At 60.9% G+C, this 15,568-nt stretch carries 11 protein-coding genes and 2 pseudogenes; 5 read left to right on the top strand and 8 right to left on the bottom strand.

Annotation, left to right across the window (positions count from 1 at the left end):
• Positions 1-68: 68 nt before the first annotated feature.
• From rlmD to AC0Z8Z_RS18265, 4 genes are all read right to left on the bottom strand, one after another.
• The gene (gene rlmD, locus AC0Z8Z_RS18250) at positions 69-1,424 is read right to left on the bottom strand and encodes a 23S rRNA (uracil(1939)-C(5))-methyltransferase RlmD (protein ID WP_485620028.1); all 1,356 of its coding nucleotides are present in this window, start codon (positions 1,422-1,424) and stop codon (positions 69-71) included.
• Positions 1,424-2,326 carry a cysteine synthase CysM gene (gene cysM / locus AC0Z8Z_RS18255; protein ID WP_485620029.1) on the bottom strand — a complete coding sequence of 301 codons (903 nt, stop codon included), beginning with the start codon at positions 2,324-2,326 and terminating at the stop codon, positions 1,424-1,426. Before cysM ends, rlmD begins: the two co-directional genes overlap by 1 nt.
• Before the next feature lie 185 nt (positions 2,327-2,511).
• Positions 2,512-3,948 (bottom strand): histidine kinase sensor domain-containing protein, encoded by a 1,437-nt coding sequence (locus tag AC0Z8Z_RS18260; RefSeq protein WP_485620030.1) that lies wholly within the window; start codon positions 3,946-3,948, stop codon positions 2,512-2,514.
• A gap of 8 nt (positions 3,949-3,956) precedes the next feature.
• Complete coding sequence (locus tag AC0Z8Z_RS18265) at positions 3,957-4,703, bottom strand: response regulator transcription factor (protein ID WP_485620031.1); 747 nt, start codon at positions 4,701-4,703, stop codon at positions 3,957-3,959.
• 456 nt (positions 4,704-5,159) lie between these two features.
• Between AC0Z8Z_RS18265 and AC0Z8Z_RS18270 the strand changes: the two genes are divergently transcribed.
• The 4 genes from AC0Z8Z_RS18270 to AC0Z8Z_RS18285 all read left to right on the top strand — a co-directional run bounded on the left by AC0Z8Z_RS18270 (position 5,160) and on the right by AC0Z8Z_RS18285 (position 10,003).
• Positions 5,160-7,913, top strand: coding sequence for a response regulator (locus tag AC0Z8Z_RS18270; protein ID WP_485620046.1), 2,754 nt, complete (start codon positions 5,160-5,162; stop codon positions 7,911-7,913).
• Positions 7,914-8,092: 179 nt separating this feature from the next.
• Positions 8,093-9,079: a 2-hydroxyacid dehydrogenase gene (locus tag AC0Z8Z_RS18275; RefSeq protein ID WP_485620032.1), complete on the top strand. Its 987-nt coding sequence runs from the start codon at positions 8,093-8,095 to the stop codon at positions 9,077-9,079.
• Between the two features lie 85 nt (positions 9,080-9,164).
• Positions 9,165-9,602, top strand: coding sequence for a hypothetical protein (locus AC0Z8Z_RS18280; RefSeq protein WP_065992852.1), 438 nt, complete (start codon positions 9,165-9,167; stop codon positions 9,600-9,602).
• Positions 9,599-10,003 carry an META domain-containing protein gene (locus AC0Z8Z_RS18285; protein WP_485620033.1) on the top strand — a complete coding sequence of 135 codons (405 nt, stop codon included), beginning with the start codon at positions 9,599-9,601 and terminating at the stop codon, positions 10,001-10,003. The genes AC0Z8Z_RS18280 and AC0Z8Z_RS18285 overlap by 4 nt, the downstream gene beginning before the upstream one ends.
• Before the next feature lie 280 nt (positions 10,004-10,283).
• On the opposite strand, the gene AC0Z8Z_RS18290 is transcribed toward AC0Z8Z_RS18285, so the two are convergent.
• The 3 genes from AC0Z8Z_RS18290 to katB all read right to left on the bottom strand — a co-directional run bounded on the left by AC0Z8Z_RS18290 (position 10,284) and on the right by katB (position 13,980).
• On the bottom strand, positions 10,284-11,585 hold the full coding sequence (locus tag AC0Z8Z_RS18290) for an Nramp family divalent metal transporter (protein WP_485620034.1): 1,302 nt from the start codon (positions 11,583-11,585) through the stop codon (positions 10,284-10,286).
• A 295-nt stretch (positions 11,586-11,880) separates the two neighbouring features.
• Positions 11,881-12,435 (bottom strand): ankyrin repeat domain-containing protein, encoded by a 555-nt coding sequence (locus AC0Z8Z_RS18295; RefSeq protein WP_485620035.1) that lies wholly within the window; start codon positions 12,433-12,435, stop codon positions 11,881-11,883.
• A 69-nt stretch (positions 12,436-12,504) separates the two neighbouring features.
• The gene (katB, locus tag AC0Z8Z_RS18300) at positions 12,505-13,980 is read right to left on the bottom strand and encodes a catalase KatB (protein ID WP_485620047.1); all 1,476 of its coding nucleotides are present in this window, start codon (positions 13,978-13,980) and stop codon (positions 12,505-12,507) included.
• 468 nt (positions 13,981-14,448) lie between these two features.
• On the opposite strand from katB, the pseudogene AC0Z8Z_RS18305 reads away from it, so the two are divergent.
• A pseudogene (locus AC0Z8Z_RS18305) lies at positions 14,449-14,562 on the top strand (hypothetical protein); the annotation flags it as partial.
• Positions 14,563-15,195: 633 nt separating this feature from the next.
• Here the strand turns inward: AC0Z8Z_RS18305 and AC0Z8Z_RS18310 are convergent.
• Positions 15,196-15,568: pseudogene (locus AC0Z8Z_RS18310) on the bottom strand (hypothetical protein); the annotation flags it as partial.

Genomic DNA, 15,568 nt, shown 5'->3' on the forward strand with positions numbered 1-15,568 from the left:
CGTACGCGCGGGCCAGTCGGATTAAACGAGACTCCGTGTAAGGCATGGGCTTTTCCTGAGCCGCTGCCTCACTTGCTCGCTTCAAATAACGCCATCGCCTCGACATGCGCTGTCTGCGGGAACATATCGAGGATTCCGGCACGTTTTAAACGGTAGCCCTGTTTGATCAATTCAACCGTGTCGCGCGCCAGCGTAGCCGGATTGCACGACACATAAAGGACGCGCTGAGCGCCCAGAGACTTGAGTTTGCCCACTGCTTCGAACGCCCCGTCACGGGGCGGATCGAGCAGCACTGCGGCGAAACCTTCCGCCACCCAGGCCGCCTTGTCCAGTGGCTGTGACAGATCGGCCTGATAAAACTTCACATTGCTTAAACCGTTGCGGGTAGCGTTGGCCGTCGCCCGCTGAACCATGGCGTCGACGCCCTCCACGGCCACTACGTCGCGCGACATTTGCGCCAGCGGTAGAGCGAAGTTACCGAGACCGCAGAACAAGTCCAGCACTCGTTCGTCCTTGCCCGGCGCGAGCCAGGCCAGAGCCTGTTCGATCATCGCGGTATTGACCTGAGCATTGACCTGCACGAAGTCGCCGGGGCGATAGGCCAGGGAAAGATTCCACGGTTCCAGGCGGTAGCCCAGTTGCGCGGTCCGTTCGACCGGTTGTGGCTCGCCTTCGCCGTGCAACCACAGCTGCGCGTCATGGGTTTCGCAAAACGCCTTGAGGATTGCCAGATCGTTCTCAGGCAGCGGCGCGGTGTGCCGCAGCAGCACGGCATTGGCCGAGCCGCTAAAGAGCTCGACATGTCCCAGCGCCTGAGGTTTGCTCAGGCCGCGAAGCATGGGCGCCAGCGCTGTCATGATTGGTTGCAAGGCCTGTACCAGCACCGGGCATTGTTCGATGGCGATGATGTCCTGACTCGCCGCGGCGCGGAAGCCGACGTCCAGCCGTTTGGCGCGGACGTCCCAGCGAACGGCGACACGGGCGCGGCGGCGGTAGGCGTATTCATCGCCGGTCAGCGGCGCGGCCCATTCCTCCGGCTCGACCCCGGCGATGCGGCTCAATTGCTCGGCGAGCATGCTCTGTTTCAGGGCGAGCTGTTCGGCGTGGGGCATGTGCTGGGTGCTGCAACCGCCGCAACGGCCGAAATGCGGACACGCTGCGGGGCGGCGCACAGGGCTGGCCTGGAACACGCGCTCGGTGCGGGCTTCGACGACTTTGCCGTGGGCATTGAGCACGCGGGCCTCGACCTCTTCGCCGGCCAGACTGCCCATGACAAACCAGGTGCGACCTTCGACGAAACCGATGCCGCGACCGTCGTTGGCCAACCGCTCGATGTTCAGGCGTTGTTTTTTACCGGCAGGAACCTGCGGGGTCCGGGTGCCGCCGCTGGGCTGGAAACGCAGGCCTGCATCACGCTTGGCCATCAGTTGGGCGCATCGTAGACGCCGGTCGACAGGTAACGGTCGCCGCGGTCACAAATGATCGCGACCATCACCGCGTTTTCGACTTCCCGGGACAACCGCAGCATGCCAGCAACCGAACCGCCCGACGACACGCCACAGAAAATGCCTTCTTCCCGCGCCAGACGACGCATGACGTCCTCGGCTTCGGTCTGGCCCATGTCCATGATCCGATCGACGCGGTCGGCTTGATAAATGCTCGGCAGGTACTCTGTCGGCCAGCGGCGGATACCGGGAATCGACGCGCCATCCATAGGCTGGAGGCCGACGATCTGAATGTTCGGGTTCTGTTCCTTGAGGAAACGCGAGGTGCCCATGATGGTGCCGGTGGTGCCCATGGAACTGACGAAATGGGTGATGGTGCCGCCGGTCTGCCGCCAGATTTCCGGGCCGGTGCCGACGTAATGCGCCTGCGGGTTATCGCCATTGGCGAACTGGTCGAGCACTTTGCCGTGGCCTTCAGCCTGCATGCGCTCGGCCAGATCACGGGCGCCTTCCATGCCCTCTTCCTTGCTGACCAGAATCAGCTCGGCGCCATAGGCGGTCATCGCCGCCTTGCGCTCGGCGCTGGAGTTGTCGGGCATGATCAGGATCATGCGATAGCCCTTGATCGCCGTAGCCATCGCGAGGGCGATGCCGGTGTTGCCGGAGGTGGCTTCGATCAGGGTGTCGCCGGGGTGGATCTGCCCGCGCGCTTCGGCACGGGTAATCATCGACAGCGCCGGGCGGTCCTTCACGGAACCGGCCGGGTTATTGCCTTCGAGCTTGAGCAGCAACGTGTTGCTGGTGTTCCCGGCCATGCGTTGCAGACGCACCAGCGGGGTGTTGCCGACGCAATCGGCGATGGTTTGATACTGCAGGGTCATGGCGTTTTCGCGATCCAGACGTGCGGGGGTCGCCCATCATACCGGCAATCGCTGCCGGGCCATATCACGCAAAGTGAGGTGATTATCGCTGAATGGAATAAGGCATGTCCTTGGGCTTGTGGGCCGGGTACTGAACTCTGTAGGAGTGAGCTTGCTCGCGATTGCAATCAGGCCGGCAACATTGGTCACAGACATTCCGCATCGCGAGCAAGCTCACTCCTACAATTGGGATGGGGACCAGAGCCAACAGCGACATCAGGCCTCCGGGCCGGCAAGCGCATGATCATCCTCAGGCCCTGCCCCGTGTTCTCCGCCCACAAGTCGCCACCTTGCAGACGCAGCGAGTTGCGCGCGATGCTCAGGCCCAGGCCGAAACCGCCGTCGCCGGGGCGGGCGCCATCCAGGCGGATGAACGGCGCAAAAATACGCTCGAGATCGCCCTCGTCGATCCCGCCGCCCTGATCTTCGAGCCACAACAGCCAGTCGTCCCCTTCCCGGCGACCGTCCAGGCGCACGATGCCATGAGGCGGTGAGTGGCGGATGGCGTTACGCAGAATGTTTTCCAGCGCCTGGGCCAACGTATTGAGATGGCCACTGACCCAGCATTCGCCGTCCAGATCGCAGCGCAGCTGACGGGACGGCCAGCAGGTTTCGAAACAAGCGTCATCCACCAGCATCTCCCACAGCGCCACCACCTGAATATCCTCGCCGGGAAGTTTCTCGCGCTCGGTGTCAAGCCAGGCCAGTTGCAGGGTGTCGTCCACCAACCGGCGCATGCCATCCACTTCCCGGCTCAGGCGCTCGCGCAATTCGGGCAGGGTCTGCTCGCTGTCGCAGGCCACCCGCAGGCGACTCAGGGGCGTGCGCAGTTCGTGGGAAAGGTCACGCAATAACTGCTGCTGAACCTGCACCGTCGAATGCAGGCGCGCGGCCATGTGATCGAACGCGCGGTTCAGCTCGCCCAGCTCGTCGCGGCGCTCTGTCATTTGCGGCGACAGCCTGCTGCTCAGCCGATCCGCGCGCCACGCGTTGGCCTGTTCGCGCAGTTGGTTGAGCGGGCGAATCAGCAGGCGATACAGCCCGACGCACAGCAGTAAGGTGAATAACGCGGGAATCAGCCCATTGGTCAGGATTTGCCCGATCCACGCGTAACGGCCCGGCTTGAAGCGCTCGGGCAGTTCGATCACCAGACTGCCGGCGTCCGGGTTGCCCGGAAACGCGATCTTCAGCCACGGCACGGTCTTCTGTCGCGTGCTCATGGGCCAGTCGATGCCACGCATGAAGGTCAGCCGTTGCGACTGCTCGCGGGTCAGCGGCGTGCTGCCGAGGGATTGCAAGTCGCTGCCGATGACCCCGACCCAGCCCGTTTCCTGCAGTCGGACCTGCTTTAGCCAATCGTCGATGCCGCGCTGGCTGCCTGTGTTCCATGCCTGTTCGGCCTGCGCCGCATAGCCGTTGAGCACCTGATGGGCTTCAGCGTTCAGATAGGCGTTACGGGTCTCGATGTAGCGGCCCCAATACCAGCTGAGCCAGATCATCAGCAGGCAAAAGCCGACCAGCAGAACCGCCAGTTTCCAGAACAGCGAATGCCGGCCGGGCAGCCGTTTGCGCGGCTCAACCATTCAACACCTCAGGCATCCAGCACCGCAGCCGTCAGCACGTAGCCCTTGCCCCAGACCGTGCGCAGTTGCCGTGCTTGATAGCCAACGGCCTTGAGCTTGCGGCGAATCTGGCTGATGTGCATGTCCAGGCTGCGGTCGTGCTGGGAATAGCCGCGCTGCAGGACGTGCTGATAAAGGAAGGCTTTGCTGAGCACGTCTTCCTGGTTGCGCCACAAGGTTTCCAGCAGGCGGTATTCGCTGCCGGTCAATTGCGCCGGGGTGCCGACGAAGAAGACATCGCAGCGTCCGTCGTCGAAGGCCAGGCCGTCTGCTTCAGGTTTCTCCACGCCGGCATCGGGCTCGTTGGCAGTCAGGCCGTGGAAGCGTCGTTCCAGGTCGACCCGGCGCAGGATCGCCTCGATGCGCACGCGCAGCTCATCGACGCTGAACGGTTTGGGCAGGTAATCGTCGGCGCCGTTCTGAAAGCCGGTGATGCGGTCGGCCTCGGCGCCGAGGGCGGACATGAGGATGATCGGCACGGTGTGGCGACGACGCAGATGGGTGAGGATGTCGAGGCCGTTCATGCCAGGGAGCAGGATGTCCATCAGCACCACATCGAAGGGTTCGCGTTGCGCACAGGCCAGCCCTTCGGCACCGTTCTGACACCAGGTCACCTGAAACCCGCAGCGATCAAGCTGATCGTGGACAAAAGCGCCGAGCACGACATCGTCCTCGATGGCGAGTATGTGGGGGCGATGGAGGCTGGCGGGAGTCATTGGCGTCTGCGACTGATTCTCAAGAAGGGGATTATTCAAGATTGCGTGCGGCGGGGCAATGCTGGCCTGCCGGAGCGGTGATCTTTAGTAGGACCGGCTTCAGCCGGGAATAGGCCAGTTGGACACCATCAAATCTGCGGTGTGATGACTGCCGCCTTCCCGGCTAAAGCCGGTCCTACTAGGGAAGTGTCCAGTCCCATCATGTGCACACGCCGCGGTCCTGTAGGACCGGCTTTAGCCGGGAAGAGGCCGGTGTGGGCGCCATCAATTCTGCGGCGTAACACTTGACGCCTTCCCGGCTAAAGCCAGTCCTACAAGGGAAGTGTCCCGCTCCATCAGACGTGCACGCGCCGGCCCCACTGTGTGCACGATGCGCAAATGACTACACTGCGCAGTGATTGCGCTGCATGGGCGCTGCATTTGCCTGAATTCGTGCCGGGTTGCTGGAGAAGAAGTGTGCTGAAAAAAGTGGGCATCAAAGGCCGCGTCATGCTGCTGACCCTGCTCCCGGCCTGCCTGATGGCGGCATTGCTGGGGGGGTATTTCACCTGGATGCAGCTGACCGAGTTGCAGACCCAATTGCTCAAACGTGGCGAGATGATTGCCAACGAGCTGGCGCCGCTGTCAGCCGGCGCGCTGGCCAGCGGTGATCAGGCCATGCTTGAACGGATTGCCGGGCAAGTGCTGGAGCAGGCCGACGTGCGTGCGGTGTCGTTCCTCGATGCCGACCGGGGGATGTTGGCCCACGCCGGCCCGAGCATGATCAACCAGGCCCCCATCGGTAACAGCACGCACATGCTGCAGCGGTCGGAAAACGACGCCACACGCTACCTGATGCCGGTGTTCGGGCGCAGTCGCCACCTGACGGGCGACGTCGTTCCCGCTGAAGCCGACCACCTGCTGGGCTGGGTCGAGCTGGAGCTTTCACATAACGGGACGTTATTGCGCGGCTATCGCAGCCTGTTCGCCAGCGTGATCCTGATTCTTATCGGTCTCGGTCTGACCGCGATGCTGGCATTGCGCATGAGCCGCACCATCAACGGCCCGATCACCCAGATCAAGCACGTCGTCGCGCAGTTGAAGGACGGCAACCTCGAAGCGCGGCTGCCGCCCATGGGCAGTTACGAACTCGATCAACTGGGTTCGGGCATCAATCGCATGGCGGCAACGTTGCAGAACGCTCAGGAAGAATTGCAGCACAGCATCGAGCAGGCCACCGAAGACGTGCGCCAGAACCTGGAAACCATCGAGATCCAGAACATCGAACTGGACCTGGCGCGCAAGGAAGCCCTGGAAGCCAGCCGGATCAAGTCCGAGTTTCTGGCGAACATGAGCCATGAAATCCGTACGCCGCTCAACGGCATCCTCGGTTTCACCCACCTGTTGCAGAAAAGCGAGCTGACGCCGCGTCAGTACGATTACCTGGGCACCATCGAGAAATCCGCCGACAACCTGTTGAGTATCATCAACGAGATTCTGGATTTTTCGAAGATCGAGGCCGGCAAGCTGGTCCTCGACGCCATCCCGTTCAACCTGCGCGACCTGCTGCAGGACACGCTGACCATCCTCGCCCCTGCCGCCCACGCCAAACAATTGGAGCTGGTGAGTCTGGTCTATCGCGACACGCCGTTGTCGCTGGTGGGCGATCCGCTGCGCTTGCGGCAGATCCTGACCAACCTCGTCAGCAACGCGATCAAGTTCACCCGCGAGGGCACTATCGTGGCGCGGGCGATGCTGGAGGAGGAGCACGACACCACCGTGCAACTGCGCATCAGCGTGCAGGACACGGGCATCGGCCTGTCCAGTCAGGATGTGCGCGCGCTGTTTCAAGCGTTCAGCCAGGCGGACAACTCCCTGTCGCGGCACTCCGGCGGCACCGGGCTGGGGCTGGTGATTTCCAAGCGGCTGGTCGAGCAGATGGGCGGCGAAATCGGTGTCGAGAGCACGCCGGGGGAAGGATCGGAATTCTGGATCAGCCTGACGCTGCCAAAAACCCGCGACGACCTCGAAGACCTGCCCGCCCCGCCGCTGTTAGGCCGTCGCGTGGCGGTGCTGGAGCATCACGACCTGTCGCGCCAGGCGCTTGAGCATCAACTGGAAGACTGCGGCCTGCAGCCGATGGTCTTCAACAACCTGGAAAACCTCATCAATGGCGTGACGGTGGTGCATCAGACGCCCCATGCCATCGACATGGCTGTGCTCGGCGTCACCGCCCACGAGCTGCCGCCCGAGCGCCTGCGCCAGCAGATCTGGGACCTGGAAAACCTCAACTGCAAAGTGCTGGTGCTGTGCCCGACCACTGAGCAGGCGCTGTATCAATTCTCCGTGCCCGACGCCTATAACCAGTTGCAGGCGAAACCTGCCTGTACGCGCAAATTGCGCCGCGCGCTGTCGGAGCTGATCCAGCCCAAGCAGTTGCGCAGCGAGGTGCCGGAGCCGCTGTCGAGCCGCCCGCCGCGCATTCTCTGCGTGGACGACAACCCGGCGAATCTGTTGCTGGTGCAAACCTTGCTCGAAGACATGGGCGCCAAGGTCAAGGCCGTCGACAGTGGTTATGCCGCGGTGCAAGCTGTACAGGACGAACCTTTCGATCTGGTGCTGATGGACGTGCAGATGCCGGGCATGGACGGACGCCAGGCCACCGAAGAAATTCGCAGCTGGGAAAGCGAGCGTCAGGCCACGTCGCTGCCCATCGTCGCCCTCACCGCCCACGCCATGGCCAACGAAAAGCGCGCGCTGTTGCAGAGCGGCATGGACGACTACCTGACCAAGCCGATCAGCGAACGCCAGCTGGCGCAGGTGGTGCTGAAGTGGACCGGGCTGGCATTGCGCAATCAGGCGCCCGAGCGGCACGTCGAGCTCGCACAGGCCGGCATCAATCTGCAGGTGCTCGATCACGAGGAAGGGCTTCGGCTGGCGGCGGGCAAAGCCGATCTGGCCGCGGACATGCTGGCGATGCTGCTGGCCTCCCTCGCCACCGACCGCGAAGCCATCCGCAACGCCCGCGAGGCCAAGGATAATGTCGCGCTGATCGAACGCGTCCACCGCCTCCACGGCGCCACCCGTTACTGCGGCGTCCCGCAACTGCGCGCGGCGTGTCAGCGCAGCGAGACCCTGCTAAAGCAGGAATCAGCAGACAGCGACAAGGCACTGGACGAATTGGAGAAGGCCATCAACCGCCTGGAAACCGAGGCACGAGTGAGTGCTTGATCTGGGTCACTGGTTTTTTGTTCTGTGATGGATAGGCTGCAGGGTTCCGGGGTGGGTCAGGTCAAATAGAGGGCACTGACAGAACGCCTTCGCGAGCAAGCTCACTCCTACAGTGGATGCGGGGTGCCTAAATCCTACGTTCGACGCGACATTGCAGGCCCATCTATAAAGGAGCAATCATGCGCACGCTTATCTACAGCAGCCAGACCTACGACCGCGAGAGCTTTCTTGGCGCGCAGATAGCGGCGGACATCGAACTGCATTTCCAGCCCGCGCGCTTGACGCTGGACACCGTTGCGCTGGCCGATCAGTACGAGGTGGTCTGCGCGTTCATCAACGACGACCTGAGCGCGCCGGTGCTTGAACAACTGGCCGCAGGCGGCACCAAGCTGATCGCCCTGCGCTCGGCCGGCTTCAATCACGTCGACCTCGCCGTCGCCAAGCGTCTGGGCCTCAGCGTCGTGCGGGTTCCGGCCTACTCGCCCCATGCCGTCGCCGAACATGCGGTGGCGTTGATTCTCTCGTTGAACCGCCATCTGCACCGCGCCTACAACCGCACCCGCGACGGCGATTTCAGCCTGCACGGCCTGACCGGTTTCGATCTGGTGGGCAAAACCGTCGGCGTGGTCGGCACCGGGCAGATCGGGGCGACGTTCGCACGGATCATGGCCGGCTTCGGCTGCCAACTGCTGGCCTACGATCCGTACCCGAACCCGCTGGTCGAAGCACTGGGCGCCCGCTATCTGCCCCTCGACGAACTGCTCGCCGAAGCGCAGATCATCAGCCTGCATTGCCCGCTCAACGAGCACACCCGGCACCTGATCAACCCGGATTCGTTGGCGCGCATGCAGTACGGCGCGATGCTGATCAACACCGGGCGCGGCGCGTTGGTGAACACGCCGGCGCTGATCGACGCACTCAAGAGAGGCCAGTTGGGCTACCTCGGGCTGGACGTTTATGAAGAGGAAGCGCAGCTGTTTTTCGAGGACCGCTCGGACCTGCCGCTGCAGGACGATGTGCTGGCGCGACTGCTGACATTCCCCAACGTGGTGATCACCGCCCATCAGGCGTTTCTGACCAAAGAAGCCCTCGGCGCCATCGCCCAGACTACGCTGGATAACATCACCGGTTGGGCGGCGGGCAGCCCGCAGAATCTGGTGCAATGAACCCGTTCTCTACCGATCCCGGGCCGGTCGGCAGCGAGAATCCCCTCTCTAAAGTGTTAGCATGCGCGCCTATTTGGAGACCCCCATGGCCGAACACGATTTCCGTTACAGCATGCTCACCCCGCAACACACCCTGATCGAATGCCGCAGTCTGGCCGTCGGGCGCTACCAAGTGACCGGCAACGGCGGCTCGATCAAGCCCGACGATGTGCTGCTGGTCACCGTCAAAGGCAGCAAAGAGTTGTTCATGCGCCTGAACGTGGAAAAAGTCCGCCACCTGATCAACCCGACCGGTCAGTGGGTGGCCGTCGCCAACGGTCCGGCGTTCACGGAGCTGGCGATCCATCAGTGGAAGGTGAACTGCAACGACTGCGGCAAAGAGCGCGACATCGAATTCATGGTCGACGGCAAGGACGGCAAAAAGGCCCTCAAGCCTGCCGCCACAGCGCGCATCGAGGAGCTGGGCTGGAAGGTCGTCGGCGAGAACCACCTCTGCCCTGCCTGCGCGAAGAAAGCCGCATGAAACCGCTTTTGCTGACACTGCTGGCGGCCACGCTGCTGACGGCATGCGCCACCGAAATCCCTGCACTCAAACAAGACCACGGCTACGTGCTGGAATGGATCGGTGAACGGCCGTTGATCGACAACAGCCACCTGACCATGACCCTCGGCAACGACGGCCGCGCCTACGGCAATGCCGGCTGCAACCACTGGTTCGCGTCGTACCAGTTGCAGGGCAATGCGATCACGTTCGGCCCGGTCGGCAGCACCCGCAAACTGTGCGCACCGGCTTTGATGGAGCAGGAACACCGGTTCCTTGAGGCGATGGGCAAGGTACAGCGGTGGGATGTGTCGCCCATCGAGCAATTGCGCCTCTGGCCTGCCCAAGGCAAACCGTTGCGGTTCTGGCTGGAAGAAAACTGAGTCTGGCGGGGGCTTGCAGGCACGTGGTTTGCCCTGCGATCGGGTGCGAAGGAGCAGTAGCCCCGATACATCAGCTTCGACCGTTTAAAGACTGCTCATCGTTGTGAATTCGAGCTGTTGCCCGCGACAGGAACCTGTCAAACCCGGTTTGCGCTTAAACAGAGGCGGGACTTCGAATCCCGCCTCGCTGGTCGTGACCCGAGTTCCCGATCAAGGGAACATCGAGCAACTTGAAACTCCGGAGTGTTGGTGATGCAACCTGCGGAGTACCCGCTGTGAATCAGGTAAACAAATCCACGCCCAACTGGAAGGCAACCCACAGTGCAAGCCCCGTGGCGAATACCAGTGCGATGTTCTCCAGGATGTTGTTGCGATATTGCTTGTCCAGCAATGACTTCTGATTGGACATGATCAACAGGCCAAGGGAGATCACTGGCAAGCCAATAATGTTCAACGCGTTGACGCCGATGGTCAGGGTGACAAAGTCGGGCATGCCCGGCAGCGACCAGATGAGAGGCGTGACCAGGATGAACAACATGAACCACTTGTGCATCGGGTCGCGGTGAAACTCTTTGCCAAAACGTTCGCGGCGCTCGGGTTTGACTTGCTGGAAGGCGTCGGTGATCAACATTGGGAACGCTGTCGTCTTGCCGGCAATACTGGCGAACAGCGTGGCGAACACGCCAATGAAGAATATGTACCAGCCAATCGAGCCGAAGAACATTTCCAGCGCCTTGCCCAGATCCGCAAGGGTGTTGACCTCAATGCCGTTGGGTCTCAGGATCTCCGCGCCGACGATCCAGATCGCCAGGTTGATGATGATGCCCACGAACACTGCGAATAGCAGGTCGTTGCGCTGAACACGCTTGTGCTCCGGCCCGACCCAACCCTTCTGGCGCATTACATACGGATGCACGAAGTTGGCAACAGAGCCTGCGACTGCACCGATTACCGAGACGGCAACCAGCAGTGCGCCGTGGACGCCTTCATCGGGCGGAATGCTGAAGCCGATGGTGCCCTTGATGATCCCCGTCACGTCCGGCCCGGACATCAGCGCCAAGGCCATGAATGCCAGTGTCATGACGGCGAGCAAGGCTTTCATCACGCCTTCGATCAACGAATAGATATTCCGGCCCACCAGCATCCATACCGCCAGTACGACTGCCACGGAGCAAAGCAGCGGGTAGTCAATCTTGAAAAGCATGGCCAACGCTTCGCCAGCGCCTTTGATCATGTAGGCATTCATCAAATGCCCCATTAGCAGGGCATACGCCAGCAGGAACCATCCGAAAAATGGATGCAACTGGGCATAGCCCTGGAGGATGGTCATGCCTTGGTTATTGCAGAGTTGGAAGCGGGCAATGATGTTGACGATCAGATACCGGAGCAGCAGCGAGACTGCCAGCACCCACATCATAGCGTACCCGTAGTTGGCACCGGCGACAGAGGAAGTAATCAAGTCACCTGCGCCCAGCCAGGCCAATACGGCGATGATGCCGGGGCCCAGGAGCTTGAATATTCTAACGACGCGGCTTTGCGTTGGCGTTGTAGCCTGACCTTCGGCGGAGGGAGTGCTCGGCATAAGGGATCTCAATTGTTGTATTTGTTGGGAGATGCACAGTCGACCACAGTACGTATGATGTCGTACGACTTAGTTGTAACGAATTATTAGCACTTGCCACCCAAGGGAAACCGCCTGTTAAGGACAGCCTTGGCAGGCAGTTGTCTATGACGAGAGAGCATTAGGTCTACGAGTGCAGCGGTGGGATGTGTCGCCCCACGAGCCATGCAGCTCTGGCCGGCTCGAGGCAAACCGCTGCGGTTCTGGCCGGAAGCAAACCGATCCTGTCCGGACTACCGAACGCGCTTTGCCTGAATCACCGTGTCGCCGGTAACGGCTGGAACTCGCCGCGCTCCAGATTTTGCACCTGGTTGCCCATCGCGTCCGTGGCATTGAGATCCGCGCCTTTGGCGGCCAGTGCGTCAAGAACATCTTTGCGATGGAACAGCGCCGCGTACATCGCCGCTGTCTGACCCGCGTTATTGCGTTGATCGGGAGCGCAATTCGCGGCGACCAGTTGCCGGGCGATGCTGAGCTCGCCTTTGAAGATCGCCCCCATCAATGCCGTATTGCCTCGCAGATCTTTGGCGCAGGGATCGGCGCCAGCGTTCAGCAGCTGGGTCACGGCCGGTTGTTGGCCGTGGTAAGCGGCAAGAATCAGGGCGGTATAGCCTTTGTCGTCCTGGACGTTCAGGTCGAATTTGGCATTGATGAACTCGTTGAGCATGTCCTGGCGGCCGTCTCGGGCGGCCTGGAAAAACAGCGCTTTAAGTTGCGTCTGGGTATCGGCAGTGCTGCCGGTGTCTGACGGGGCGGCGTGGACTACGCTCGCCGTCAGACACAGCAACAGCCCATAAAGGGTTTTGCGCATGTGATGTCCTTCAAAAGGTGATGCCCTCCAAAACCTCGGCCCGCTGTGCAAACGGGCCGAGGTGGTTGGTCAGTCCTTCAGTGCCGCGGCCAGTTGCTTGACCTTGGCCAAGTCGCCATTGGCAACCTTGGTCACGCCGGTGCCGTATTCCGGATCCGCCTTGTAGAGGAACGACAGCATGATGTTCTTGCTTTCGGTGTCGGTGGTCGCCAGGGACTCACCGAAGCTCTGAATCAGATCCTTGCGGTCCTTCTCGCTGTAGGAACGATACAAGTCGCCCGCCTGCTTGAAGTTCTGCTCTTTCTGGATCTTGGCCTGCTGCGTGCTGCCGGACAAAGGCAGTTGGCTGTAGCGCGCCTCTTCAACTGCTGGACGCGGATTGAGTCGGCTTGGCTCGTAGTTCACGCCGGTGGTGGTGTGGCCGGTATTGAGCGGGCCGTCCTGGTTGCCGTTATTGACCTTGACCCGTGGTGCGTTGATCGGAAGGCTCAACACGTTAGGGCCCACGCGATAGAGCTGCGTGTCAGCGTAGGAAAATACCCGGCCTTGCAGCAGGCGGTCTTCCGAAGGCTCGATACCCGGCACGACGTTGGCGGGTGCCATGGCGACCTGCTCGGTTTCCTGGAAGAAGTTATCCACGTTCTTGTTCAGGACCATCTGGCCGATCTTGCGCTCGGGAATATTGGGCCAGATTTTGGTGGCGTCCAGCGGGTCGAAGTCGAACTTCGCCAGGTCCTCAGGCTTGACCACCTGGACGTACAAGTCCCACTTCGGAAAGTCGCCCTTGTTGATGGCGCCAACCAGATCATGGGTCAGGTGGCTGTAGTCCTTGGACTGCACTTCAGCGACCTGCTTGGGGTCGAGGTTCTTCAGGCCTTGCAGGCTTTTCCAGTGAAACTTCACATAGTTGACTTCGCCCTTGGCGTTCACCAGTTTGTAGGCGTGTACGCCGTTGCCGTCCATGGTGCGATAGCTGGCAGGTGTGCCTTCGTTGGAGTACAGCAAGGTCAACGTGCGCGTGGCTTCGGGGACGTGGGAGAAGAAGTCGAAACGTCGGGAATCGTCATCCAGATTGGTGCGCGGGTCAGGCTTGAAGGCGTGAACCATGTCCGGGAACTTGATCGCGTCGCGGATGAAAAACGTCGGGAAGTTATTACCGACCAGGTCCCAATTGCCGTCGGCCGTGTAGAACTTGGTGGCAAAACCGCGGGGGTCACGCAGGGTTTCAGGGGAGTGGTTGCCGTGGACAACGGCTGAAAACCGTACGAACACCGGGGTGTGCTCGCCCTTGCTGAAGACCTTGGCCTTGCTCAGGTCCGAGGCGTCGTCGGAGGCAACGAATTCGCCATGCACGCCCGTACCGCGAGCGTGCACGACACGCTCCGGAATGCGTTCACGATCAAAGCGCTGAAGTTTTTGCAGCAATTGCACATCTTGCAGGAGGACCGGGCCGTTTGGGCCGGCGGTCTGAGAGTTCTGGTTGTCGCCAACGGCGGCGCCATTGTCGCGCGTCAACGTGTCTGCGTACGCGGCAGAACTGACCATCAGGCTCGCGCCAATCAGGCTGGCTGCGATAGGGGATCGGGGTAAATACATCTCGGTCTCTCTCTCTGTTTTTGGTTGTTCTGAGAGTGAAAGCCTACGGCCAGAGCCCGCGATTGCTGAATTAGTTCTGCCTATGTGCTTGATAAGTTAAAAGATATTGACGATTAGCCCACGGGCATTACCATCCTGCGCCGCAACATCTGCTTGCCCACCGCTTACCCTCTGAGCTCAACATGGTGATAGGTCGCGCTGGAAATCGTCACTACCACTGTCAGGATCAGCAGTACCTTCAGGTTGTTCAGCCAGCCATGCCCGGTATTCAGGTAGCGGATCGCCCCCAGCATCGGTGCGGCAGCAAAACCGGTTTTTTTTCTGCACCACCATATAAGCCGAAATCACGAAGAACAGCACGGCCAGATGGTCAAGTAGATGAAGTAGGACAGCCGCCCCAGGCGCCCGAAAAATTAAGGCGTGAAGGACAGCGACGTCCAAGAGGTCTGCACCCCGGTCGGTCATAGCGATTACCATACCATCGTTTCGAACATCAAGAGGTTCTCCGCAGGCGGCAAGGCGGCGTACTTGAGGCATTCCAGGCCAATGAATACCGCGAGCATGAAAACATGCAGGGGTACCAGGCGGAAGGTGCGCGAAATCAGGAAGTGGCTGACGTCAGTTGGCGCTTGCTGCCGTAGGCGTGAGCCATGACGAAGCCGCTGAGGACAAAGAAAAGTTCGACGAACAGGTCGGCGTTGGAGAAGAAGGTCCACTCCGTGATGCTGCCGACGAGATGGGTGTGATAAATACGACCGTTATTGCGCAGATCCCGCGCAGACTGTCCAGCGCGTGAAACCGTGTTCCCCCTTGCATGTAACCCCCAAATAAGTTTCCATCGCTCGAAAGTGCCTAAAGCAACCCATCGGGGTTGGGTCGCCTACTACCTAAGGCAGTACGATAGTGCAGGGACGGCTTTGTGCAAGGGGTGGTGGTCGACGACTTTGTTGTGCCGTCAGGCGAGGTGCTAACGGATGCCCCTATCCGCTCGCGAAAGTGGGCCTGAATGTGCGTCCGGGGGGCGGGTGTGGGTACGAGTAAAGTTCTAGGCTTCTGGGGTTCAAAGAAAATCAAGGGCGAGGGCGAAGGCGATCAGGCGTACGAGGCGACGAAGCCGATCGTGAATGACCGCTTTCGGTCGATTCTGTTGAAAAGTCGGCTTTCTCAAACTACCAGACGACTGATTCTGTGAAAGCGCCTCTTATGCGCACTGCTCCGTAAAATCTGAGTCTGAATGCCTTGGCGGCGATTCAAGATTTCAATCTCACGCGCGTACGTTTCTGCCGTGAAATCCACTCCCGACTTTTTCAACAGAATCAACTCATTGCGGCCAGTCGGCACCGGCAAAAAGTCGGTCAAAACCCGATCGACGCGCCGGTCGCGATTGCTAGCATCGGTGCGGGATGCACTGCGCAAGATCGATACACTGAACCGCAAGCGGAAAGCGGAAAGCGGAAAGCGGAAAGCGGAAAGCGGAAAGCGGAAAGCGGAAAGCGGAAAGCGGAAAGCGGAAAGCGGAAAGCGGAAAGCGGAAAGC

This window comes from Pseudomonas sp. 1L-C-7-B-C1 (assembly GCF_057291635.1).

Excerpts from the sequence above, each read along its gene's own strand:
- rlmD (WP_485620028.1), bottom strand. The coding sequence starts at position 1,424 with ATGGCCAAGCGTGATGCAGGCCTGCGTTTCCAGCCCAGCGGCGGCACC.
- cysM (WP_485620029.1), bottom strand. The coding sequence starts at position 2,326 with ATGACCCTGCAGTATCAAACCATCGCCGATTGCGTCGGCAACACCCCG.
- AC0Z8Z_RS18260 (WP_485620030.1), bottom strand. The coding sequence starts at position 3,948 with ATGGTTGAGCCGCGCAAACGGCTGCCCGGCCGGCATTCGCTGTTCTGG.
- AC0Z8Z_RS18265 (WP_485620031.1), bottom strand. The coding sequence starts at position 4,703 with ATGACTCCCGCCAGCCTCCATCGCCCCCACATACTCGCCATCGAGGAC.
- AC0Z8Z_RS18275 (WP_485620032.1), top strand. The coding sequence starts at position 8,093 with ATGCGCACGCTTATCTACAGCAGCCAGACCTACGACCGCGAGAGCTTT.
- AC0Z8Z_RS18280 (WP_065992852.1), top strand. The coding sequence starts at position 9,165 with ATGGCCGAACACGATTTCCGTTACAGCATGCTCACCCCGCAACACACC.
- AC0Z8Z_RS18285 (WP_485620033.1), top strand. The coding sequence starts at position 9,599 with ATGAAACCGCTTTTGCTGACACTGCTGGCGGCCACGCTGCTGACGGCA.
- AC0Z8Z_RS18290 (WP_485620034.1), bottom strand. The coding sequence starts at position 11,585 with ATGCCGAGCACTCCCTCCGCCGAAGGTCAGGCTACAACGCCAACGCAA.
- AC0Z8Z_RS18295 (WP_485620035.1), bottom strand. The coding sequence starts at position 12,435 with ATGCGCAAAACCCTTTATGGGCTGTTGCTGTGTCTGACGGCGAGCGTA.
- katB (WP_485620047.1), bottom strand. The coding sequence starts at position 13,980 with ATGGTCAGTTCTGCCGCGTACGCAGACACGTTGACGCGCGACAATGGC.